Annotated in this window: 23 protein-coding genes and 1 tRNA gene; 20 read left to right on the top strand and 4 right to left on the bottom strand. The window is 71.5% G+C overall.

Annotated elements, in window-relative coordinates; translation table 11 throughout:
* Positions 1-85 precede the first annotated feature (85 nt).
* The 3 genes from ACI2L3_RS27610 to ACI2L3_RS27600 all read left to right on the top strand — a co-directional run bounded on the left by ACI2L3_RS27610 (position 86) and on the right by ACI2L3_RS27600 (position 3,119).
* Positions 86-1,540, top strand: a complete 1,455-nt coding sequence (locus ACI2L3_RS27610; RefSeq protein WP_404755079.1) for an FG-GAP-like repeat-containing protein — start codon at positions 86-88, stop codon at positions 1,538-1,540.
* Between the two features lie 150 nt (positions 1,541-1,690).
* Complete coding sequence (locus tag ACI2L3_RS27605; RefSeq protein ID WP_404755078.1) at positions 1,691-2,434, top strand: hypothetical protein; 744 nt, start codon at positions 1,691-1,693, stop codon at positions 2,432-2,434.
* A complete protein-coding gene (locus tag ACI2L3_RS27600; protein ID WP_404755077.1) occupies positions 2,370-3,119 on the top strand; it encodes an ankyrin repeat domain-containing protein in 750 nt (249 codons plus the stop codon). The genes ACI2L3_RS27605 and ACI2L3_RS27600 overlap by 65 nt, the downstream gene beginning before the upstream one ends.
* A 36-nt stretch (positions 3,120-3,155) precedes the next feature.
* On the opposite strand, the gene ACI2L3_RS27595 is transcribed toward ACI2L3_RS27600, so the two are convergent.
* On the bottom strand, positions 3,156-4,757 hold the full coding sequence (locus ACI2L3_RS27595; RefSeq protein WP_404755076.1) for an ABC-F family ATP-binding cassette domain-containing protein: 1,602 nt from the start codon (positions 4,755-4,757) through the stop codon (positions 3,156-3,158).
* A gap of 170 nt (positions 4,758-4,927) precedes the next feature.
* Between ACI2L3_RS27595 and ACI2L3_RS27590 the strand changes: the two genes are divergently transcribed.
* The 5 genes from ACI2L3_RS27590 to ACI2L3_RS27570 all read left to right on the top strand — a co-directional run bounded on the left by ACI2L3_RS27590 (position 4,928) and on the right by ACI2L3_RS27570 (position 7,514).
* Positions 4,928-5,518 carry an HhH-GPD-type base excision DNA repair protein gene (locus ACI2L3_RS27590; RefSeq protein WP_404755075.1) on the top strand — a complete coding sequence of 197 codons (591 nt, stop codon included), beginning with the start codon at positions 4,928-4,930 and terminating at the stop codon, positions 5,516-5,518.
* Between the two features lie 104 nt (positions 5,519-5,622).
* Positions 5,623-5,952, top strand: coding sequence for a hypothetical protein (locus ACI2L3_RS27585; protein WP_404755074.1), 330 nt, complete (start codon positions 5,623-5,625; stop codon positions 5,950-5,952).
* A gap of 81 nt (positions 5,953-6,033) precedes the next feature.
* Positions 6,034-6,198 (top strand): hypothetical protein, encoded by a 165-nt coding sequence (locus ACI2L3_RS27580; RefSeq protein ID WP_404755073.1) that lies wholly within the window; start codon positions 6,034-6,036, stop codon positions 6,196-6,198.
* A gap of 248 nt (positions 6,199-6,446) precedes the next feature.
* Positions 6,447-6,743 carry a type II toxin-antitoxin system VapB family antitoxin gene (locus ACI2L3_RS27575; protein WP_003955420.1) on the top strand — a complete coding sequence of 99 codons (297 nt, stop codon included), beginning with the start codon at positions 6,447-6,449 and terminating at the stop codon, positions 6,741-6,743.
* 117 nt (positions 6,744-6,860) lie between these two features.
* A complete protein-coding gene (locus tag ACI2L3_RS27570) occupies positions 6,861-7,514 on the top strand; it encodes a LytR C-terminal domain-containing protein (RefSeq protein ID WP_404755072.1) in 654 nt (217 codons plus the stop codon).
* 28 nt (positions 7,515-7,542) lie between these two features.
* Here the strand turns inward: ACI2L3_RS27570 and upp are convergent, their stop codons facing one another.
* A complete protein-coding gene (gene upp, locus ACI2L3_RS27565) occupies positions 7,543-8,178 on the bottom strand; it encodes a uracil phosphoribosyltransferase (RefSeq protein ID WP_404755071.1) in 636 nt (211 codons plus the stop codon).
* Between the two features lie 100 nt (positions 8,179-8,278).
* Here upp and ACI2L3_RS27560 point away from each other — a divergent pair, with 100 nt between their 5' ends.
* The 9 genes from ACI2L3_RS27560 to ACI2L3_RS27520 all read left to right on the top strand — a co-directional run bounded on the left by ACI2L3_RS27560 (position 8,279) and on the right by ACI2L3_RS27520 (position 13,815).
* Positions 8,279-8,455 (top strand): hypothetical protein, encoded by a 177-nt coding sequence (locus tag ACI2L3_RS27560; RefSeq protein ID WP_230901671.1) that lies wholly within the window; start codon positions 8,279-8,281, stop codon positions 8,453-8,455.
* A 204-nt stretch (positions 8,456-8,659) separates the two neighbouring features.
* Entirely contained in the window at positions 8,660-9,217 is a 558-nt protein-coding gene (locus ACI2L3_RS27555; RefSeq protein ID WP_404755070.1) for a hypothetical protein, read from the top strand.
* A gap of 101 nt (positions 9,218-9,318) precedes the next feature.
* The gene (gene tadA / locus ACI2L3_RS27550; protein WP_404755153.1) at positions 9,319-9,750 is read left to right on the top strand and encodes a tRNA adenosine(34) deaminase TadA; all 432 of its coding nucleotides are present in this window, start codon (positions 9,319-9,321) and stop codon (positions 9,748-9,750) included.
* 59 nt (positions 9,751-9,809) lie between these two features.
* Positions 9,810-9,897, top strand: a tRNA-Ser gene (locus tag ACI2L3_RS27545).
* 312 nt (positions 9,898-10,209) lie between these two features.
* A complete protein-coding gene (locus tag ACI2L3_RS27540) occupies positions 10,210-10,389 on the top strand; it encodes a hypothetical protein (protein ID WP_150169725.1) in 180 nt (59 codons plus the stop codon).
* A 55-nt stretch (positions 10,390-10,444) separates the two neighbouring features.
* On the top strand, positions 10,445-10,738 hold the full coding sequence (locus ACI2L3_RS27535) for a Dabb family protein (protein ID WP_404755069.1): 294 nt from the start codon (positions 10,445-10,447) through the stop codon (positions 10,736-10,738).
* Between the two features lie 211 nt (positions 10,739-10,949).
* A complete protein-coding gene (locus ACI2L3_RS27530; protein WP_404755068.1) occupies positions 10,950-11,879 on the top strand; it encodes an RNA polymerase sigma factor SigF in 930 nt (309 codons plus the stop codon).
* Positions 11,880-12,123: 244 nt separating this feature from the next.
* A complete protein-coding gene (locus tag ACI2L3_RS27525) occupies positions 12,124-12,987 on the top strand; it encodes an RNA polymerase sigma factor SigF (RefSeq protein ID WP_365366118.1) in 864 nt (287 codons plus the stop codon).
* A 585-nt stretch (positions 12,988-13,572) separates the two neighbouring features.
* A complete protein-coding gene (locus ACI2L3_RS27520) occupies positions 13,573-13,815 on the top strand; it encodes a hypothetical protein (protein ID WP_404755067.1) in 243 nt (80 codons plus the stop codon).
* Between the two features lie 391 nt (positions 13,816-14,206).
* On the opposite strand, the gene ACI2L3_RS27515 is transcribed toward ACI2L3_RS27520, so the two are convergent.
* Positions 14,207-14,410, bottom strand: a complete 204-nt coding sequence (locus tag ACI2L3_RS27515) for a hypothetical protein (protein ID WP_404755066.1) — start codon at positions 14,408-14,410, stop codon at positions 14,207-14,209.
* A gap of 175 nt (positions 14,411-14,585) precedes the next feature.
* Between ACI2L3_RS27515 and ACI2L3_RS27510 the strand changes: the two genes are divergently transcribed.
* From ACI2L3_RS27510 to ACI2L3_RS27500, 3 genes are all read left to right on the top strand, one after another.
* Entirely contained in the window at positions 14,586-15,089 is a 504-nt protein-coding gene (locus tag ACI2L3_RS27510) for a MarR family winged helix-turn-helix transcriptional regulator (protein ID WP_404755065.1), read from the top strand.
* Positions 15,090-15,102: 13 nt separating this feature from the next.
* Complete coding sequence (locus tag ACI2L3_RS27505) at positions 15,103-17,661, top strand: MFS transporter (protein WP_404755064.1); 2,559 nt, start codon at positions 15,103-15,105, stop codon at positions 17,659-17,661.
* A gap of 220 nt (positions 17,662-17,881) precedes the next feature.
* Positions 17,882-18,703 carry a YceI family protein gene (locus ACI2L3_RS27500; protein WP_404755063.1) on the top strand — a complete coding sequence of 274 codons (822 nt, stop codon included), beginning with the start codon at positions 17,882-17,884 and terminating at the stop codon, positions 18,701-18,703.
* Positions 18,704-18,775: 72 nt separating this feature from the next.
* On the opposite strand, the gene ACI2L3_RS27495 is transcribed toward ACI2L3_RS27500, so the two are convergent.
* On the bottom strand, positions 18,776-19,552 hold the full coding sequence (locus ACI2L3_RS27495) for a TetR/AcrR family transcriptional regulator (protein ID WP_404755062.1): 777 nt from the start codon (positions 19,550-19,552) through the stop codon (positions 18,776-18,778).
* Positions 19,553-19,557 lie beyond the last annotated feature (5 nt).

Below are 19,557 nucleotides of genomic sequence, written 5' to 3'. Positions count from 1 at the left end.
CGCACCCCCAAGAAGGTCTCCTGTCGACACGTTCGACACGGGACGCCCGCAGCACGGCGTCCCGCATGCCGCGCAGGAGAACCACATGCCCAAGATGTTCCGTACGGTCCTGGTGGGCGCCGCCACGGCCGCCCTCACCGGATCCCTGCTCGCCGCCACGGCGGCCACCGCCGGTGCCGCGCCCGCCGCAGGGGCTGACCAGATCCGCGCCGACTTCAACGGCGACGGCTACGGAGACCTCGCGATCTCCGCGCCCCTCGGCACCGTCTCGGGCAAGTCCAACGCCGGTTACGTCGCCGTCGTCTACGGCACCGCGAGCGGCCTCGACACCACCAAGCGCACCCTGATCAGCCAGGCCACCACCGGCATACCGGGCACCCCGGAGAGCGGCGACTATTTCGGCGACCGGATGACCACCGGCGACCTCGACGGCGACGGCTACACGGACCTGGTCGTCGGCGTGCACGGCGAACGCATCGGAAGCACCGACGAGTTCGGCGCGCTCACCGTCGTCTGGGGCGGCGCGGGCGGCCTCAAGACGGGGACCGACATCAGCTCGCCGCTGCCCGAGAACCGCAACGAACTCGGCTGGTCCGTCGCCGCCGGCGACTTCGACGGCGACGGCGTGACCGACCTCGCCGCCGCCAACAACGCCATGCCGGGGCTGAACATCTTCAAGGGCCCCGTCTCCCGTACCGGCAAGGCGGCGGCGCTCACCGGCGTCGACACGTCCGACGCGACCGGCATCAACACCGACAAGATCGTCGCCGGTGACGTCAACGGCGACGCGGCCACCGACCTGCTGGTCATGGGCCAGGAAGAGAGCGGCGACGGCTACCGCACCCGTAGCGTCCTCTACAAGGGCGGTACGACGCTCAAGCCGGCCGGCAAGGTCGCGGGCGGCTACGCCGCGACGATCGCCGACGTGAACAAGGACGGCTACGGAGACATCGTCACCGGCAACTTCATGGAGAAGTCCGCCGACGAGCCGAACGGCGGCACCGGCGGCGCCGTCACGGTGACGTACGGCAGCGCGACCGGTCTGAGCACCCGCACCCCCGTCCGCATCACGCAGGACACGGCGGGCGTCCCCGGCGCCGCGGAGAAGGGCGACGCCTTCGGCTGGAGCCTGTCCGCGGGCGACACCAACGGCGACGGCTACGCGGACGTCGCCGTCGGCGCGCCCTCCGAGACGCTGGGCAGCGCGCAGAAGGCCGGTTCGGTCGTCGTCCTGCGCGGCTCGGCGAACGGACTGACCGGCACGGGCGCGAAGGCGTTCTCGCAGAGCACCTCGGGCGTGCCCGGCACCGCGGAGTCCCGGGACTTCTTCGGAGCCTCGGTGCGCCTCACGGACGCCGACGGCAACGGCCGCGCCGAACTCGTCGCGGGCGCGTACGCCGAGAACGACGGCGCCGGTTCCGTCTGGCTCTTCAAGACCAACGCCTCCGGCACCACCGCGACCGGCGCGAAGTCGGTCAGCGGCCCGGGACTCGGCGGTCCGGCGGGCCTCTCGTACTTCGGGGACGTACTCGAAGGCTGACGGCCCGCGCTGTCACGTATCCTCCCCATTTTGTTCGGTAGACGGGGGTCTACGAGGGACGAAGGGGATGGGGAGCCGGTGTCGCTGGTCGCACGCCTGGCCGGCCGGTGCCGGGACGCGCTGCTCCGGGAGTGGCGGAACGTCGTCGCAGTGCCATTCCGCGCACTCCGGGAGCGGGGCCCGCTCGGGGTCTCGCTGGCCGTCCTCGCCACCCTCGCCGTGATCGGACTGCACGAGTTCCAGCAGACCGGCACGGGCGCCGGTGTGGTGCGTGTGGTCAGCGAGGTGCGGGCCGACCAGCCCCTCTGGCTCTCCCTGCTCCGCACGCCCGTCTCGCTCTTCGTGCCCGCGGTGGACCTGCCCGCGTGGGGCGGGCTGCCCCGCCTGTTCCTGGCGTTCGCGCTCGCCGAGCTGCTCTTCGGGCGCGTCCGCACGCTGGCGGTGGCGTACGCCGTCACGCTCGCCGGCACCCTCTCCGCGCGCGTGATGACCGCCCTCGGGCCCGACCGGCTCGGACTCCCCGCCGACGCCGCGCACACCGTGGACACCGGTGCCTCCGCGGCGATCGTCGGCCTCTTCGCCTATACGGCCGTGGCGCTGCGGGCGCCGGTGCTCTTCCTGGCCGCCGTGGTCCCGACGGTGACCGGGTCGTTCGCCGATCCCGGTCTCGCGGGCCGGGAGCATCTCGTCGCCGTGGCCGCCGCGATGATCCTCGCCGCGGTCGCGCACCGGCCGTTGTCAGTGCCCGCTGCCACAATCGACGGCAGTCGGTCGGATCGTGAGCGGAACGGGCCGCGGCGAACGGAGAGCGGCGAAGGGAAGGTCGGGCATGGCAGTTCTCGACGCGGAGGAGCCGCTGGCCGTCGCGGTGACCGGAGCGATCCGTTCCGGTGATCTGACCGCGCTGCGGAAGCTCCTCGACGCCCACCCCGGCCTCGCCGCCACGGGAATCAGACAGGACGGCGAGGCCGCGGGCACCCGCAGCCTGCTGCACGTCGCCACGGACTGGCCCGGGCACTTCCCCTCCGGACCCGAGGTCATCGCCGTCCTGGTCGCGGCGGGCGCCGACCCCGACGCCCGGTTCGTCGGCGCGCACAGCGAGAGGCCCCTGCACTGGGCCGCGAGCAACGACGACGTCGCGGCGATCGACGCCCTCGTCGCGGCGGGCGCGGACATCGAGGCGACCGGGGCCGTGATCGCGGGCGGCACACCGCTGGCCGACGCGCGCGCGTTCGGACAGTGGCGGGCGGCCCGCCGGCTCCTGGAGCACGGGGCGCGGACGACCTTGCAGGACGCGGCGACACTCGGCCTCCTCGACCGCGTGACGGCCTTCGTCGAAGGGGAGCCGGGCCCCGGCTCGGGACGGCCCGACGCCTCCGACATAACCAGCGCCTTCTGGGGCGCCTGCCACGGCGGACAGCTGGCCACCGCCCGCTACCTTTCGGCCCAGGGAGCCGACCTCGACTGGATCGGGTACGACGGCATGACCCCGCTGGACATCGCCGTCGAGTCGGGCGCCGACGACGTCGCACGGTGGCTGCGCGACCGAGGCGCCCGGCGCCGGGCCGAGTCGACATGACGGCCGAACCCGGCGCCCCGCCCCCCTCCGGGCACGTCAGGCGAGCGTGACAAGCTCCCTGTAGTCGGGGCTCCACAAATCCTCGTCCCCGTCCGGGAGCAGCAGCACCCGGTCCGGACGCAGCGCGTCGATCGCGCCCTCGTCGTGCGTGACCATCACGATGGCACCGGGGTACGTGCCCACGGCGGCGAGGACCTCGTCCCGCGAGGCCGGGTCGAGGTTGTTCGTGGGCTCGTCGAGGAGCAGCACGTTGGCGCCCGAGTGGACGAGTCCGGCCAGCGCGAGCCGGGTCTTCTCACCGCCGGAGAGGACCGCCGCGGGCTTGTCCGCGTCGTCCCCGCCGAACAGGAACGACCCCAGCACGCGCCGCACCTCCCCGTCCGTCAGATGCGGAGCCGCCCCGGCGAGGTTCTCCCGGACGGACTTCGCCCCCTCCAACGTGTCGTGCTCCTGCGCGAAGTACCCGAGCCGCAGCCCGGGGCCCGCCACGACCCGCCCCTCGTCCGGGACTTCACGCCCGGCCAGCAGCCGGAGCAGCGTCGTCTTGCCCGCGCCGTTGAGCCCGAGGACGACCAGCCTGCTGCCCCGGTCGACCGCCAGATCGACGCCCGTGAGGACGCGATGTGCCCCGTACGCCTTGGTCAGGCCCACCGCCCCGAGCGGCATCCGCCCGCACGGCGCGGGCTCGGGCAGCCGGATCCGCGCGACCTTCTCGCCGCGCCGCACCGGCTCCGTCCCCGCGAGCATCCGCTCGGCCCGCCGGTCCATGTTCTTCGCGGCGGTGGCCGTGGCGACGTGCGACCGCATCTTGTCCGCCTGGGCGCGCAACGACGCCGCCTTCCGCTCGGCGTTGGCCCGCTCCCGCGTACGCCGTCGCTCGTCCGCCGCGCGCTGCGCGAGATACGCGTGCCAGCCGGTGTTGTGCACGTCGATGACCGCGCGCCGGGGATCGAGGTGGAAGACGCGGTTCACCGTGTCGGCGAGCAGCCCGGTGTCGTGGCTGATGAGGACGAGCCCGCCCGGATACGTCGACAGGTAGCCCCGCAGCCAGCCCACCGAGTCGGCGTCGAGGTGGTTGGTCGGCTCGTCCAGGAGCAGGGTGTCGTGCTGCGAGAACAGGATCCGCGCCAGCTCGACGCGGCGCCGCTGGCCGCCCGACAGGTCGCCGACCGGCTGGTGCAGGGCACGCTCCGGCAGCCCGAGCCCGGCGGCGACACGTGCGGCCTCCGCCTCCGCCGCGTAGCCGCCCCGCGCCTGGAACCGGTCGTCCGCACGGGCGTACGCGGCCATCGCCCGCTCCTGCGCGGCCGGGCCCGCGGCCGCCGCCATCGCCGCCTCGGCGGCACGCAGCGCGGTGACCGCCTCGTCCAGGCCGCGCGCCGACAGGATGCGGTCGGTGACGGTGACGGCGGGGTCGGCGGCGCCCGGGTCCTGGGCGAGGTGGCCCACGGAACCGGAACGGGTGACGGTGCCGTCGGCGGGGGCCGCCTGCCCCGCGAGGATCTTCATCAGGGTGGTCTTGCCGGCGCCGTTGCGCCCGACCAGGCCGACGCGGTCGCCGGGGGCGATGTGGAAGGAGACGCCGGACAGCAGCAGACGGGCACCGGCGCGCACGTCGGCGCTTCGTACGGTGATCATGAGGTAACGCTCCGCAATAGCGAATGGACACACGGGTGACGTGAAGGCGTGTGTCCTGGCTAGGAAATGCGGGGCGTAGACATGCCTTCCACGCTAACGAATGCCCCGGGCCCCCGGCATCCCGATTTCGCCGCCCTGCGACGGACCAGTCCGCGAGGGATGATCGGGCCATGGACGTGACCCTTCACCTCGCCCAGGAGCCGGCCGCCGACGAACTCCTCGGCCGCAGTCCGCTGGCCGCGCTGATCGGCATGCTCCTGGACCAGCAGGTGCCCATGGAGTGGGCGTTCGCGGGACCGCACACGATCGCGACGCGCCTGGGGTCGGACGATCTGGACGCCCACGAGATCGCGTCCCACGACCCCGAGGCGTTCGCCGCGCTCCTCTCCACGAAACCGGCGGTGCACCGCTATCCGGGCTCGATGGCCAAGCGCATTCAGCAGCTCTGCGCGTACCTGGTGGACCACTACGACGGCGACCCCACGGCCTTGTGGCAGGACGTCGCGACCGGCGACGAACTCCTGAAGCGCCTGAACGAGCTCCCCGGCTTCGGAAAGCAGAAGTCCCAGATCTTCCTGGCCCTCCTCGGCAAACAGCTCGGCGTACGCCCCAAGGGCTGGCGCGAGGCCGCGGGCGACTACGGCGCCCCGAAGGCGTACCGCTCGGTCGCGGACATCACGGGCCCCGAATCCCTCCAGAAGGTCCGCGCCCACAAGCAGGAACTGAAGGCCGCGGCGAAGGCGGCATCCGCACCGAAGTAGAGGCCTCTACAGAGCCCCGCCCCGCGCCGACCGCCCCGTAGCCCATGAGGGCGGATCTCGGCAGCCGGCGATCGACGACGGCTCCGCCCGGGGAAATGCCCTGTATGAGCGTTACGGGCCCGCCACACCGCCACTCCACGTGGCCGCGCGCCCTGCTCACCCTCCTCGCCCTCGTCCTGGCCACGCTCACCGCGGCCCCCGTCGCCCAGGCGAGCCCGCCGCCCCCGGTCGCCCTCGCCGCGGAGGTCGGTGGCGAGACCCACCAGGACGCGACCGAGACGGCACTCCGCCTCCCCACCCGGCACGCCACCCGCCTGCCCACCGCGCGTCCCCCCGCCCCGGTCCCGGCCCGACGCGCCACGTCATCCGTCCCGCACCCGGCCGGCCTCCGCCCCCACGTCCCGACCCCGCGCACGCCGGTCCTGCGCTGCTGAGGGAGCCGGGGAGGGCACACGCCCTCCCCGCCTCACCACCTACCCCTCACCAGCAACCAGCGCAGACCGAAGGACACCCCCATGCCCATGGACCCCTACGCGGCCCTGCAGGCGCTCCTCCGCGCGGAAGCCGCCCGCACAGCACCCCACGAACCCGCCCGGCGCCGGCCGCCCGCACCTCCCCAGCAGCCCGAAGACCACCGCCGACGGGAGTCGCAGCAGCCCGGGCACCCCAAGGACGCCTGACGCCGGCGACGGCCCGGCGCAGACCACGCAGACCGCTCTGCGCCGAGCCGTCACCGCCACACCCGGCACGGACTCGTTCGGGCGGTTCACATGACCCGGCATGGACGGAATCGGCTGGCTCTCGCTCACTTCGATCCCTGTTCCGGCAGGCCTCTTCCCGTTTTGGCCCGATTTAAGGCGGCATTTCCCAGGGGCGTACTCCGTCGTCATGGCTGCGCCCGGAGAGCCTTGCCCGGTAGGCTTTCCGTGTGATCTTCAAGCGCATCGGAAACGGCCGGCCGTACCCCGACCACGGCCGGGAAAGCACCCGGCAGTGGGCGGACGTCGCGCCGCGCCCGGTCCGCCTCGATCAGCTCGTGACGACCAAGGGCCAGCTCGACCTCGAGACGCTGCTCGCCGAGGACTCCACGTTCTACGGCGACCTCTTCGCGCACGTCGTGAAGTGGCAGGGCGACCTCTATCTGGAGGACGGGCTGCACCGCGCGGTCCGCGCCGCGCTCCAGCAGCGCCAGGTCCTCCACGCCCGCGTACTCGAACTGGGCTGACGCGGCCGCTCCCCCGCCCGACCGGGTGCCGATCCCGCATTGGCCCTTTCGGGTGCGCCGAGCCCCGCCAATGATCATTTAGTAGGCATCGCCGCCCCGTCGCACTACGCTGCGCCCATGAGCATGCTCACTCCCCCCGGCATGGGCGGCGAATACCGCATCACGGGGGACAAATACCCACGGATGCGCCGCCCGAGCGGCCGCCGCAGGATCGCGCTCGCGGTCGTCGCGTCCACCGCGCTGGTGGGGGTGCTCGGCTGGGGCACGCTGCAGCTCATCGACGTGTTCACGGGGGGCGACAAGGCGTCGGCCGCGGCCCGCGCGAGCGGCGACTGCGACCGTGACCGCGCACCGGCCACCTCCGCCCGGGCCGCGAAGCCGAAGCCGCTGCCCCGGCCGGGCCAGATCACCGTCAACGTCTACAACGCCACGCCCCGCGGCGGCCTCGCCAAGAACACCGCCGACGAGCTCAAGAAGCGCGGCTTCACCATCGGCAAGGTCGGCAACGCGACGAAGGAGTACGACAAGAAGGTCAAGGGCACCGGGCTGCTGCTCGGCGCCAAGGCCGCCGCCGACACCGCGCTCCCCGTCCTCGGCACGCAGCTCGCCGGCGCCGAGCGCAAGGCCGACGGCCGCAAGGGCGGCGAGGTCGACCTGGTCATCGGCGACCGGTTCAAGAATCTGGCCAAAAAGGAGGACGCCGACAAGGCCCTGGCCGCACTGGCCAAGCCCGAGCCGACGTCCAAGCCGTCCGGCAGGAAGAACTGCTAGCCGGATACTGGCCGCAGGAGCCGCGGAGCTACTCCGCCGTCCCGTACATCCGGTCGCCCGCGTCGCCGAGGCCCGGCACGATGTAGCCCTGCTCGTTGAGCCGCTCGTCGACCGAGGCCGTCACGACCGTCACCGGCGTCCCCGCCAGCTCGCGCTCCATGATCTCGACACCCTCCGGGGCGGCGAGGAGCACCACGGCGGTCACGTCGTCGGCGCCGCGCTTGATGAGTTCACGGATCGCCGCGACCAGCGTGCCGCCCGTGGCGAGCATCGGGTCGAGGACGTACACCTGCCGCCCGGAGAGGTCCTCCGGCATGCGCGTCGCGTACGTGGAGGCCTCCAGGGTCTCCTCGTTGCGGATCATGCCGAGGAAGCCCACCTCGGCGGTCGGGAGCAGCCGGACCATGCCGTCGAGCATGCCGAGACCGGCGCGCAGGATCGGCACCACCAGCGGGCGGGGGTGCGACAGCTTCACGCCTGTCGTCCCCGTCACCGGGGTCTGGATGTCGACCTGCTCGGTGCGCACGTCCCTGGTGGCCTCGTACGCGAGCAGGGTGACCAGCTCGTCGGCGAGGCGCCGGAAGGTCGGGGAGTCGGTGCGCTTGTCGCGCAGCGTGGTGAGTTTGTGCGCCACCAGCGGGTGGTCGACGACGTGGATCCGCATGGCATCAACAGTAACCGGGCCGGAGCCCCTCCCACCTCGTCGGCATCAACCCGGGCCTCGCAGGGAAGGTGGGGACGTACGGACAGAGGTGGTGGGGCCCATGGCCGAGCGCAAGCCGGAACCGGCGGACGAGACCGACGCCGAGCGTCGCAGGCGGCGCGCCCAGTTCCTGCGCGAACGCGCCGAGGCCATCGAGCTCCGCGACCGCGTGAAGCCGCGCCGCGCCCGGGCGGCACGCATGCGACAGCAGATGCGTATGCGTACGTTCCGCTGGTAGCCGCCCGCCCGGCGACGGGCCCGCGGAAGCCGGGGAAGAACGCGACGCGGAACACAGCGGCCGGAAGACCTCTCCTGACGGCGCCGTTTCTGCCACGATTCCGAATGGGCGGGGCTTGGCACCAGCACTCCCCGCTCCCCGACCTCGCCGGGGGGACCCCAAAACCGCCAACCGGCACCGCTTATGACCAGTGGGAGAGTCACGGTGTACTTCGCCGCACTGCTCGCGCGCACCGAAGACGGGTGGGAAGCGAGCGACACGGAGCTCGACGATGTGGAGACCCTGTCGGATCTGGCCGACCTGGCCCGTGAAGCCACGGTCGATTACGACGACGACACGGTGCTCGTCTTCATCGAACAGGAAGACGCGTGGTTCGGCGTCGTCCGCGTGGACGGGGAGGAAGACCCCCGTATCTACGTCTCCGACGCGGCCGCGGCCGCCCGCAGCTCGTACGGGGAGATCCTGCTCACCGACGAGATGCTCGGCCGCGACCCTGACGACGACGGGGTGGTCGATCTGGACGCCCTCGACCTCGACGGCACGGAGGACGGCGAACCGGAGGCGTCCGACGACGCCGAACCGGACGCCGCCGACGGCGCCCCCGGCACGCCGGGGGTGCCGTCCGGGCCGCTCGGGGACACGGAGATCCTCGCCGACCTCGGTGTCCCCGAAAAGAATCTGCTCGGTCTGGAGGCCGGCGACGCGCTCAACGAGATCGCCGACGTCCTGGGAGCGGCGGAGGTGCTCGAGACCGTCCGCTGAGCACCGTCCGCTAGGTTCCCCGTGTGACCGACCCGACCTGCCACACCACCGAGACCGATCCCGTTCTCGCGGATCCCGTACGCGACCGCTGGCGGGCGCCCATGCGGCTCGCTCTGGCCGAGGCCGAGCGTGCCGTCGCGGGCGGTGACGTCCCCGTCGGCGCCGTCGTGCTGTCCCCGGACGGCACGACGGTGCTCGCCGTGGGGCACAACGAGCGCGAGGCGGCCGGTGACCCCACCGCGCACGCGGAGGTGCTCGCCCTGCGCAGGGCCGCCGCCGCGACCGGCGAGTGGCGGCTGACCGGCTGCACGCTCGTCGTGACGCTGGAGCCGTGCACGATGTGCGCGGGCGCGCTCGTGCAGTCCCGCGTGGACCGTGTCGTCTACGGAGCGCGGGACGAGAAGGCAGGGGCGGCGGGTTCTCTCTGGGACGTCGTACGGGACAGGAGGCTGAACCACCGGCCCGAGGTCATCCAGGGTGTGCTCGCCGACGAGTGCGCCGGCCGGCTGACGGACTTCTTCCGCAAGCGCTGATCCGGGAGCTCGCGGAACGGATTTCTTTCCGCGGCCCACTTTGGGCTAGAGTTCCTCTCGGTAGCGTGTCCGAGCGGCCGAAGGAGCTCGCCTCGAAAGCGAGTGAAGGGTAACCCCCTTCCGTGGGTTCAAATCCCACCGCTACCGCTCTTGAAACGAAGGGCCCGTCCAGCTGAGCTGGACGGGCCCTTCGTCGTTCCCGAGCCCTCGGCCAGCGCCGCCGTCGGGGGGGAAGCGGACGGCGCGGACCCCGCAGTGGGGCCGGTCCCTCGCCCCGCGGATTCCTGCCAGATCCGCCGGGCTCACCACCAATCCTGCGTGCCGCGCCACCCGCGGAGCTCGGGCAAAGGGCCTCTGCTGCCGGGCCGTTGGTCCCTAAAAGCCCCGTCAGTACGGGCCGGGTTAGACTCACCGCCGTCACAGGGGTCACACGGGGCGCGGGTAAGGGGAGGCCAGATCGTGGCAGTGCAGTGGAAGAAGCTCGGCCTCTTCGCGGTGGTCGTCTTCGTGCTCTACGTGATCATCACCGACCCGGCCAAGGCCGCGGACTACGTGCAGATAGGGTTCGAAGGTATCTCGAGCGCCGCTCAGAGCATCGGTGACTTCATGACGTGGGTCGCCAACGGAGGCAAGGACTGAGCGGCCCCCCGGGCCGCCGACGCCGTCGGGCCCCAGCCCCCTCCAAGGAGTGCCCGTGATCCGCCATCTGGTCCTCTTCAAGCTCAACGACGGCGTACGGCGCGACGAGCCGCGCGTGATCGAGGGCGTCGAGGCCTTCCGCGCCCTCGGCGAGCAGATCCCGGAGCTGACGTTCTGGGAGTGCGACTGGAACATCACCGACCGCCCCATCGCGTACGACTTCGCCATCAACTCGGCGGTCGAGGACACCGATGCGCTGAAGCGGTACATCGAGCACCCCGCCCACCAGGCGGGCGTCGCGCTGTGGCGCGAGTTCGCCACCTGGGTGATCGCGGACTACGAGTTCTGAGCCACCGGGCGCAGCAGCTCCCCGAACGGCCCCGCACCGGAACGGTGCGGGGCCGTTCCGCGTCGTAGCTCTCAACTTGCCCCTCAACACGTAGTTTCCGGGTGCTTGCACACAGTGCACATGTCTTGTGATGCTATGACCGCTTTTGACGGATGAGTTGACCGAGGTCGACCGAGCTTGACTGTGCCTGACAGTGCTTGTCTGAGAGAGGGTGGCGTTGACCGTGCCGGCCAGTACTGCGCCCGAGGCTCCAGCCGCGACGGCCTCACCCGAGACGCCCCCACCCACCACACCCGCTCCCGCCGCATCCCCTCCCGCCTCGTCGCCTCCCGCCGCGGCCTCTCCCGGGAAGGCCGGACAGTCGGGCAGCGGGAGCACCCGCGGGGCCGACACCCGTGCCCTCACCCAGGTGCTCTTCGGCCAGCTCAAGGAGCTGGAGCCGGGCAGCCCGGAGCACGGCCGGGTGCGGGGCGCGCTCATCGAGGCCAACCTGCCGCTCGTGCGGTACGCCGCCGCGCGCTTCCGCAGCCGCAACGAGCCGATGGAGGACGTCGTGCAGGTCGGCACCATCGGGCTCATCAACGCCATCGACCGGTTCGACCCGGAGCGCGGGGTGCAGTTCCCGACCTTCGCGATGCCGACCGTGGTCGGTGAGATCAAGCGGTACTTCCGCGACAACGTCCGCACGGTCCACGTACCGCGGCGGCTGCACGAGCTGTGGGTGCAGGTGACCGGGGCGACCGAGGACCTCACCACCGCCTTCGGGCGCTCGCCGACGACCTCGGAGATCGCCGAGCGGCTGCGCATCACCGAGGACGAGGTGCTCGCCTGCATCGAGGCCGGACGCTCGTACCACGCGACGTCCCTGGAGGCGGCCCAGGAGGGCGACGGGCTGCCCGGCCTGCTCGACCGGCTCGGCTACGAGGATCCCGCGCTCGACGGCGTCGAACACCGCGACCTCGTACGCCACCTCCTGGTCCAACTGCCCGAGCGCGAACAGCGGATCCTGCTCCTGCGCTACTACAGCAATCTGACGCAGTCACAGATCAGTGCCGAATTGGGCGTTTCGCAGATGCATGTGTCGAGACTGCTCGCCAGAAGCTTCGCGCGGCTTCGGTCCGCAAATCGGATCGAGGCGTAACCGTATCGAGTGGAGTGCCGTCGGGGCTCTTCCCGACGGCACTCTTTGCTGAAATGGCGCAGACCCCCTCTTTCCTGCACGGATGTCACCCTTGTTTGTCGACAAGTAACTACAGCGCGTTGCCGACATGTGACATTCTGCTGGAACCGCGTTTGCCGTAGCCCCACCTCCGGTATTCAGGTGGAGGCTGCGTTCCTCCGACGGGAGCGCCCGCCGCGACCGTCCGCGACCTCAAGGGGGTGGCATGTCCGCAGACCAGGGCAGCTCGAAGGTGCTCACGCTCACGCTCACCAAGAGCCCGAGCGAATCCGCGCCCGACGCGCTTCACAGCTCACCGGCTTCGGAAGCCATCGACACCCGGACCCTGTCCCGCTCCCTCTTCCTGCGGCTCGCCACGCTCGCCCAGGACAGCCCGGAGCGCGTCTATGTACGCGACACGCTCATCGAGCTCAACCTCCCGCTCGTGCGGTACGCGGCAGCGCGCTTCCGCAGCCGCAACGAGCCGATGGAGGACATCGTCCAGGTCGGCACGATCGGCCTGATCAAGGCGATCGACCGTTTCGACTGCGAACGGGGCGTGGAATTCCCGACGTTCGCGATGCCGACGGTCGTCGGTGAGATCAAGCGCTTCTTCCGGGACACCAGTTGGTCGGTGCGCGTGCCGCGCCGCCTCCAGGAGCTGCGGCTCGCGCTCACCAAGACCAGCGACGAGCTCGCCCAGCGGCTCGACCGCTCGCCGACCGTGCCCGAACTCGCCGTGGCGCTCGGGGTGTCGGAGGAAGACGTCGTCGACGGCCTCGCCGTCGGCAACGCGTACACGGCGTCCTCGCTCGACTCCCCGACCCCCGAGGACGACGGCGGCGAGGGCTCCCTCGCGGACCGGCTCGGGTACGAGGACTCGGCCCTGGAGGGCGTGGAGTACCGCGAGTCCCTCAAGCCCCTGCTCGCCAAACTCCCGCCGCGCGAGCGTCGCATCATCATGCTGCGCTTCTTCGCCAACATGACGCAGTCGCAGATCGGCGAGGAGGTCGGCATCTCGCAGATGCACGTCTCCCGGCTGCTCACGCGGACGCTGGCGCAGCTGCGCGAGGGCCTCATCTCGGACTGAGGCCGGCCAACCTCCCTTGCCGTGAACGGTGTTGCTGACGGGGTTCCTAATTGACGGGTCGTCAGCCACACTGGCGCGATGCGACGTGGTGTGCGGAACCTGCTCGGGGCGGGGGCCGCTGCGCTGTGCCTCGGCGGACTGCTGTCCGCCTGCGGCGGCGGCAGCGGGGACGGTTACGTGGCGACCGGTGCGGCTGGGTCGGGCCCGGAGCGGGTGGGGCCCACCGGTGGTGTGCGGTTGATTCCTCTTGAGGGGGCCCGAGGCGGGGGTAGGGGTTCGGATAGCCCGGGGCCCGGCGCGGAGGGGGGCCGGGGCGATGCCTCGGAGGGCCCTGGCGGCTCTGGTGACTCTGGTGGCTCTGGTGACTCGGAGGGGAAGTCGCCGGGTGTGCGGGGCGGGGGTGCGTCGATGTCGCCGCCGAGGGGTTCTGATCCTGGAGCGAGCGCTCCGAATACGCCGGGGACGCCGAGCGCGCCCGGCACGCCTGGCACGCCGGATGCGCCGGAGACTCCGCCGAGTGGGCCCGCGAAGCTCAGCTTCGGTGAGCCTGAGCGGGAGCCCGGGGACAAGCGGTGGTGCGACAAGGTGACCGTGACCTTCCGCAACTCCGGTCACTCACCGGTGCGTTCGGGAACGGTCACCTTCGGTACGCATGTCATCGGCGCGCTCGGCGTCGACTGGGCCACGATCGAGTCGACCGTGGGGCTGCCGGCGCCTATCGGGGCCGGGCAGAAGAAGGTGAAGACGTGGCCGGTGTGCGTGGACGCGTGGCGGGTGCCGCTCGGCATGCACGTCGAGACGCGGGACGTCTCGGTTAAATGGGAGTAGCGGGGGGCTGTGCTGGGGGGCACGATTCGTCTGCGGGTGCGCCGTGGCTGTTCGCGCAGTTCCCCGCGCCCCTGAACGGGGCTTCCCGGCTCTCTCGTCTGCGGGCCCGTCGTGGTTGCTCGCGCAGTTCCCCGCGCCCCTGAACGGGGCCGCCCGGCTCTCTCGTCTGCGGGCCCGTCGTGGTTGCTCGCGCAGTTCCCCGCGCCCCTGAACCGGCCGCCCGGCCCCGTTGTCTGCGGGGGCCTTGTGGGGCCTTGGCTGCTGCGGGGGCCAGAGGGTCGGTTTCCCAGGGGCGCGGGGAACTGCGCGATCAGCCACGACGCACCCGCAGGAGATCACGCACCCCGCGCCGGAGGCGTGGAAGCCCGTCGGGGAAACGTCGAGCTGGCCGTTACTTAAGGGCCAACCAGGCAACGCCCGCCACGATCACAATCGCGAGGACCACGCCGATGATCAGGCCGACTCGCGGGCCCGAGGAAGCCGCGGCCTGTGGCTGGCGGCTCTGGGGGGCCTCGTCGACGAAGGCGCGGAACATCTGGGTGCTGCCGGCCGGGTCGGGGTTGCCGTTGCCGTTGCCCTGGGGGTTGTGTGCCATGGGGCAGGACACTAGCGAACTCAGCGCCGTCGGCCCAACCCCCTCTGGCCAGCGACTTTACGCACGGGGTCCCAACGCTTTGCCGAGACTTTAGCCCCATGGGCCCGTTTTAGTTTGCCTGCAGCAACCAACTGCTCCTATCGTTGCCCTAAGCAACAAATATTCAGGAGGTGCCGTGGCCGCGCAGCGTCAGTACGAGGAGCTGGCCCGACAGCTCAGCGCCATCGGTGCCGTGAAGCGCGGTCTCGGGCGGGGCCTGCCCCACGACTGCCCGGCCGGATCCGCCGCCGTACTCGTCCTGCTCGACCGGCACGGTGCGATGCGGATGAGCAGGCTCGCGGAGCTGCTGGCCGTCGACACGTCGGTGACCAGCCGGCACGTCGCCCACGTCGCGGAGAAGGAGTGGATCGTCCGCGATCCCGACCCCGCGGACAAGCGGTCCAGGATCCTGCGGCTCACCACCGAGGGCAAAGCCAAGGTGGACGAGCTCTCCGAGCTCTCCATCCGGACGCTCACCCACTACCTGCACGACTGGACCGACGACGAGGTCGTCCAGCTCAGCACGCTGCTCGCGCGTCTGCGCGACAGCTTCGGGGACTGCCGCGCGGCTTCGGCCCGGCTGTTCCCCTCCCCCCACGACGTACAGACCACGTCGGAGACCACCCGTACACCCGCGTAAGAAAAGGAAATCCATGGCAACAACCACACCAGCCGGTGTGCGGGGCAGCCATGCCAAGCACGGAGCACACGGTCACTCCGGTGAGAACGCTCCGATGACGCACCGGCAGATCATGGAAGCGCTGTCCGGGCTGCTGCTCGGCATGTTCGTGGCGATCCTCTCGTCGACGATCGTCTCCAACGCCCTGCCCGAAATCATCGGCGACCTCGGCGGCGGCCAGTCCGCCTACACCTGGGTCGTCACCGCGTCGCTGCTCGCGATGACCGCGACGACGCCCCTGTGGGGCAAGCTGTCCGACCTCTTCAGCAAGAAGGCGCTCGTACAGATAGCCCTGATCATCTACGTCGGCGGATCGATCGTCGCCGGTCTCTCGCAGAGCGCAGGGATGCTGATCGCCTGCCGCGTTGTGCAGGGCATCGGCGTGGGCGGTCTCTCCGCCCTGGCGCAGATCGTCATGGCCGCGATGATCTCCCCGCGCGAGCGCGGCCGGTACTCCGGCTACCTCGGCGCGACCTTCGCCGTCGCCACCGTCGGCGGCCCGCTGCTCGGCGGTGTCATCACCGACACCTCGTGGCTCGGCTGGCGCTGGTGCTTCTACGTCGGCGTGCCCTTCGCGATCATCGCGCTGATCGTGCTGCAGAAGACGCTGAAGCTCCCCGTCGTCAAGCGTGACGTCAAGGTCGACTGGGCCGGCGCCTTCTTCATCAGCGCCGCCGTCTGCCTGCTCCTCGTCTGGGTCACCTTCGCCGGTGACAAGTACGACTGGATGTCGTGGCAGACCGCCGCCATGGTCGGCGGTTCGGTGGTGCTCGCGCTGATCTTCGTGCTCGTCGAGTCCAAGGCGAGCGAGCCGATCATCCCGCTGCGGCTCTTCCGCAACCGCACCATCACGCTCGCCTCGCTCGCCTCGCTCTTCGTGGGTGTCGCGATGTTCGCGGGCACGGTGTTCTTCAGCCAGTACTTCCAGCTGGCACGGGGCGAGTCCCCGACGATGTCCGGTGTGATGACGATTCCGATGATCGGTGGTCTGTTCATCTCGTCGACCGTCTCGGGTCAGGTCATCACCAAGACGGGCAAGTGGAAGGCGTGGCTGGTCAGCGGTGGTGTGCTGGTGACGGCGGGCCTCGGTCTGCTCGGCACCATCCGGTACGACACCGAGTACTGGCACATCGCGATCTTCATGGCCCTGATGGGTCTCGGCATCGGCATGATGATGCAGAACCTGGTCCTGTGCACGCAGAACCAGGTCGCCCCCGAGGACCTCGGTTCCGCCAGCTCCACCGTCACCTTCTTCCGCTCCCTGGGCGGTGCGATGGGTGTCTCGGCGCTCGGCGCGATCATGGCGACGCGCATCAGCGACTACGTCAAGGACGGCGTCACCGACCTCGGCCCGAAGGCCGCGGCGCAGTTCGGCCACGGCGGTACCGGTGGCGGCGGCATCCCCGACCTGGACAAGATCCCCGAGCCGTTCCGCACGGTGATGGAGAGCGCGTACGGGCACGGCATCGCCGATGTCTTCCTGATCGCCGCGCCGATGGCGCTGATCGCCTTCCTGATCACGATCTTCATCAAGGAGGTTCCGCTGCGGACCTCGGGCGGTCTCGCGCAGGCCGCGGGTGAGACGGCGGACGCCACGGCTCCGGCCGCCTCTCCGGCCACTGCCTCGGCGGCCACCGCCGAGCAGCCCGTCCTCGCCTCCGTCGCCTCCGTCCCCTCGGACACCGAGGCCGGTCCCGAGGGCACGCAGCGGCTCGCCGCCGTGGCCTCCGCCGCGGAAGCGGGTGCCGGTTCCGGTCTGCCGCCGGTCACGAACGGCATCCCGGTGCACGGCTACGTCCGCGGCGCCGAGAGCGCGCCCGTTCCGCAGGCCGCCGTCACGCTGATCTCCCTCGGGGGACGGCAGCTCGGCCGCTCGGTCGCGCAGGGCGATGGCGCCTACACCGTCGACGCCCCGGGCGCCGGATCGTACGTGCTCATCGCCTCCGCCGACGGCTTCCAGCCGCAGGCCTCGACCGTCGTCGTGGGTGAGGACGCGCTGTCGTACGACATCCTCCTCAGCGGCACCAGCGGGCTGAGCGGCCTCGTGCGCGACGCCGACAGCAAGCTGCCCGTCAGCGGCGCGATGGTCATCGTGACCGACGTGCGCGGTGACGTCCTCGCCACCGGACTCTCCGGCGAGCAGGGCGAGTTCACCTTCGCCGAGCTGGTCCCCGGCACCGTCACCATCGCGGTGAACGCCGCCGGACACCGGCCGCTCGCGCTGCCCGTCGAGGTCGGCGGCACCGGGGTCACCCGGGTCGAGGTCGAGCTCAGCTCCGGCGCGCGGGTGCTCGGCACGGTGCGCGCGGGCGGCGGCCCGCTGAACGACGCGCGGGTCACGCTCGTCGACGCCGCGGGCAACGTCGTCGCCACCGCCACCACCGGGGCGGACGGGGCGTACGCCTTCACCGACCTGGACAGCGGCGAGTACACGGTCATCGCGACCGGATACCCGCCGGTGGCCACGGGCCTGACCGTGGCCGGCAGCGGCGTCGACGGTCACGACATCGAGCTCGCCCACCCGGGCGAGTGACCGACCCCGGCCCGGCGCCGCGCCCCGAGCGGAGGCGCGGCCCCGGGCCGGTCGTGGGAAGGGCCCCCGGGCCGGCGGTGGCGTTCATGGCAGGGGACGGCCAGTCACCGCCGCCGGGGGCCGCCCGCGTTCCACGGGCCTTTCGTGCCCCCTGTGCAGCGTGAACTTGAGCTTTGGCTGTGAGGCTTCCCGATCGGAAGCCGGCAAGGAGTAAAACGGGATGGGACTCAACGCTCGGATCCGTACGCGTGACGGGTGGGCCGTGCCCCACGCCGTCGTCACGGTGACCGACATGACCGGTACGCAGGTGCTGCGGGCGGAGACGGACGCGGAGGGCGTCGTGCGGGACGGGACGGAGCTCACGCCCGGTCCCTACACCGTCATCGTCACCGCCGTCGGCTACGCGCCGGTGGCCTCCACCGCGCTCGTCACGGCCAGCGGCCGGGCCGAGGTCGGCAACGTCGTCCTCGCCCGGCAGGGCGGCACCGAGCTGCCCCCGCCGGGACCGTGGACCGTCGACCCCGCGCACTCGACCGTCGGCGCCGTCGCCCAGCACCTCGGAATCACCAGCGTGCACGGGCGGTTCCTGGAGTTCGGCGGGCGCATCGAGATCGCCGAGGACGTCGAGAAGTCCCGGGTCGAGGCGGTCATCCGGGCGGCCTCGATCGACACGGGGAACGGGATGCGCGACGGTCATCTGAAGTCGGCCGACTTCCTGGACGTCGAGCAGTACCCGGAGATCACCTACCGGTCGAACGGGCTTAGCCCGGCCGGCCCCGACCGCTGGACGGTCCACGGCGAACTGGGCATGCACGGCGTCGTGCGGCCGGTGGACCTGGACCTCAGCTACCTGGGCACCGGCGCGGACCCCTGGGGCGGCACGCGCGCGGCGTTCCGGGCGACGGCGGAGCTGCGCCGGGAGGACTTCGCGATGAACTACAACCAGGTGGTGCAGGCGGGTATCTCGGCGATCGGCACGACGCTGCGGGTGGAGCTGGACATCCAGGCGGTGCAGGGAGAGGGACTGCCGCAGGCCGGCTGACGGCCGCCCACGGGGGGGGCGCGACGGGTGGGCCGGGGTGGCGGGTCAGGGGTATCAGGGGTATCAGGGGTGTCAGGGGTTCTTCGAGAGGAGGGACTCGATGCCCGCGATCATCAGGTCGAGGGCGATCGTGAAGTCCCGTTCCCACATCTCCTCGACCGTGTCGCCCTCCCGCGCCGCCATCAGCTCGTCCGCGCTCTCCAGCAGCCCGTGCGAGGCCAGTTCGGTGCGGACCGTGCCGGCCGCCTCCCGGTAGTACTCCTCCTGGGACATCCCCGCCTCCGCGCACCGCGAGATGTAGTGCCCCTCGATGGTGCCGAAGCCGTACACGAACTGGAAGACCGCGGAGATCGCCCCGTTCTGCGTGTACGCGGGAAGTCCCGTGTTGCGCACCGCGTTCTGGATGGCGAGGGCGAAGGCCAGCCAGTTGGGGCCGATGTTGAGGAAGCGGCCGACGAGCGGTGACACCCAGGGGTGACGGATCAGCGTCGCCCGGTACTCGTCGGCCAGCGCGCGGAGTTGCTCGCGCCAGGCCTCGGGTGCCGCCGCCGCGTCGGGGATACGCATCTCGCCGCAGACCGAGTCGAGGGCGAGCTCCAGGAGGTCGTCCTTGGTGTCGACGTACCAGTAGACGGACATCGCCGTGACGTTCAGCTCCCCGGCGAGTCTGCGCATGGAGAACTTGTCGAGCCCCTCCGCGTCCAGGAGCCGGACCGTGGCCTCGGTGATGCGCTGCCGGTCGAGGCCGTTCGGCTGGTCGCCCTTGCGGCCGCCGCCGCGGGGTGTCCTGGCCTCCAGCCAGACACTGGTCCGCGCCGGGTTCTTCGTGCGGCCGGCTGCCTTCGCCATGGCGC

Source organism: Streptomyces sp. NPDC029674, assembly GCF_044903205.1.
In the GTDB taxonomy this organism is placed as follows: Bacteria; Actinomycetota; Actinomycetes; order Streptomycetales; family Streptomycetaceae; genus Streptomyces.
Note: the sequence above shows the minus strand (reverse complement) of the source record. Positions and strands in the feature narration are given on the sequence as shown.

What these genes read in the sequence shown, in the direction of transcription:
- ACI2L3_RS27610 (WP_404755079.1), top strand. Translation starts at nt 86, where the DNA reads ATGCCCAAGATGTTCCGTACGGTCCTGGTGGGCGCCGCCACGGCCGCC.
- ACI2L3_RS27600 (WP_404755077.1), top strand. Translation starts at nt 2,370, where the DNA reads ATGGCAGTTCTCGACGCGGAGGAGCCGCTGGCCGTCGCGGTGACCGGA.
- ACI2L3_RS27595 (WP_404755076.1), bottom strand. Translation starts at nt 4,757, where the DNA reads ATGATCACCGTACGAAGCGCCGACGTGCGCGCCGGTGCCCGTCTGCTG.
- ACI2L3_RS27590 (WP_404755075.1), top strand. Translation starts at nt 4,928, where the DNA reads ATGGACGTGACCCTTCACCTCGCCCAGGAGCCGGCCGCCGACGAACTC.
- ACI2L3_RS27585 (WP_404755074.1), top strand. Translation starts at nt 5,623, where the DNA reads ATGAGCGTTACGGGCCCGCCACACCGCCACTCCACGTGGCCGCGCGCC.
- ACI2L3_RS27580 (WP_404755073.1), top strand. Translation starts at nt 6,034, where the DNA reads ATGCCCATGGACCCCTACGCGGCCCTGCAGGCGCTCCTCCGCGCGGAA.
- ACI2L3_RS27570 (WP_404755072.1), top strand. Translation starts at nt 6,861, where the DNA reads ATGAGCATGCTCACTCCCCCCGGCATGGGCGGCGAATACCGCATCACG.
- upp (WP_404755071.1), bottom strand. Translation starts at nt 8,178, where the DNA reads ATGCGGATCCACGTCGTCGACCACCCGCTGGTGGCGCACAAACTCACC.
- ACI2L3_RS27560 (WP_230901671.1), top strand. Translation starts at nt 8,279, where the DNA reads ATGGCCGAGCGCAAGCCGGAACCGGCGGACGAGACCGACGCCGAGCGT.
- tadA (WP_404755153.1), top strand. Translation starts at nt 9,319, where the DNA reads ATGCGGCTCGCTCTGGCCGAGGCCGAGCGTGCCGTCGCGGGCGGTGAC.
- ACI2L3_RS27525 (WP_365366118.1), top strand. Translation starts at nt 12,124, where the DNA reads ATGTCCGCAGACCAGGGCAGCTCGAAGGTGCTCACGCTCACGCTCACC.
- ACI2L3_RS27515 (WP_404755066.1), bottom strand. Translation starts at nt 14,410, where the DNA reads ATGGCACACAACCCCCAGGGCAACGGCAACGGCAACCCCGACCCGGCC.
- ACI2L3_RS27505 (WP_404755064.1), top strand. Translation starts at nt 15,103, where the DNA reads ATGGCAACAACCACACCAGCCGGTGTGCGGGGCAGCCATGCCAAGCAC.
- ACI2L3_RS27500 (WP_404755063.1), top strand. Translation starts at nt 17,882, where the DNA reads ATGGGACTCAACGCTCGGATCCGTACGCGTGACGGGTGGGCCGTGCCC.
- ACI2L3_RS27495 (WP_404755062.1), bottom strand. Translation starts at nt 19,552, where the DNA reads ATGGCGAAGGCAGCCGGCCGCACGAAGAACCCGGCGCGGACCAGTGTC.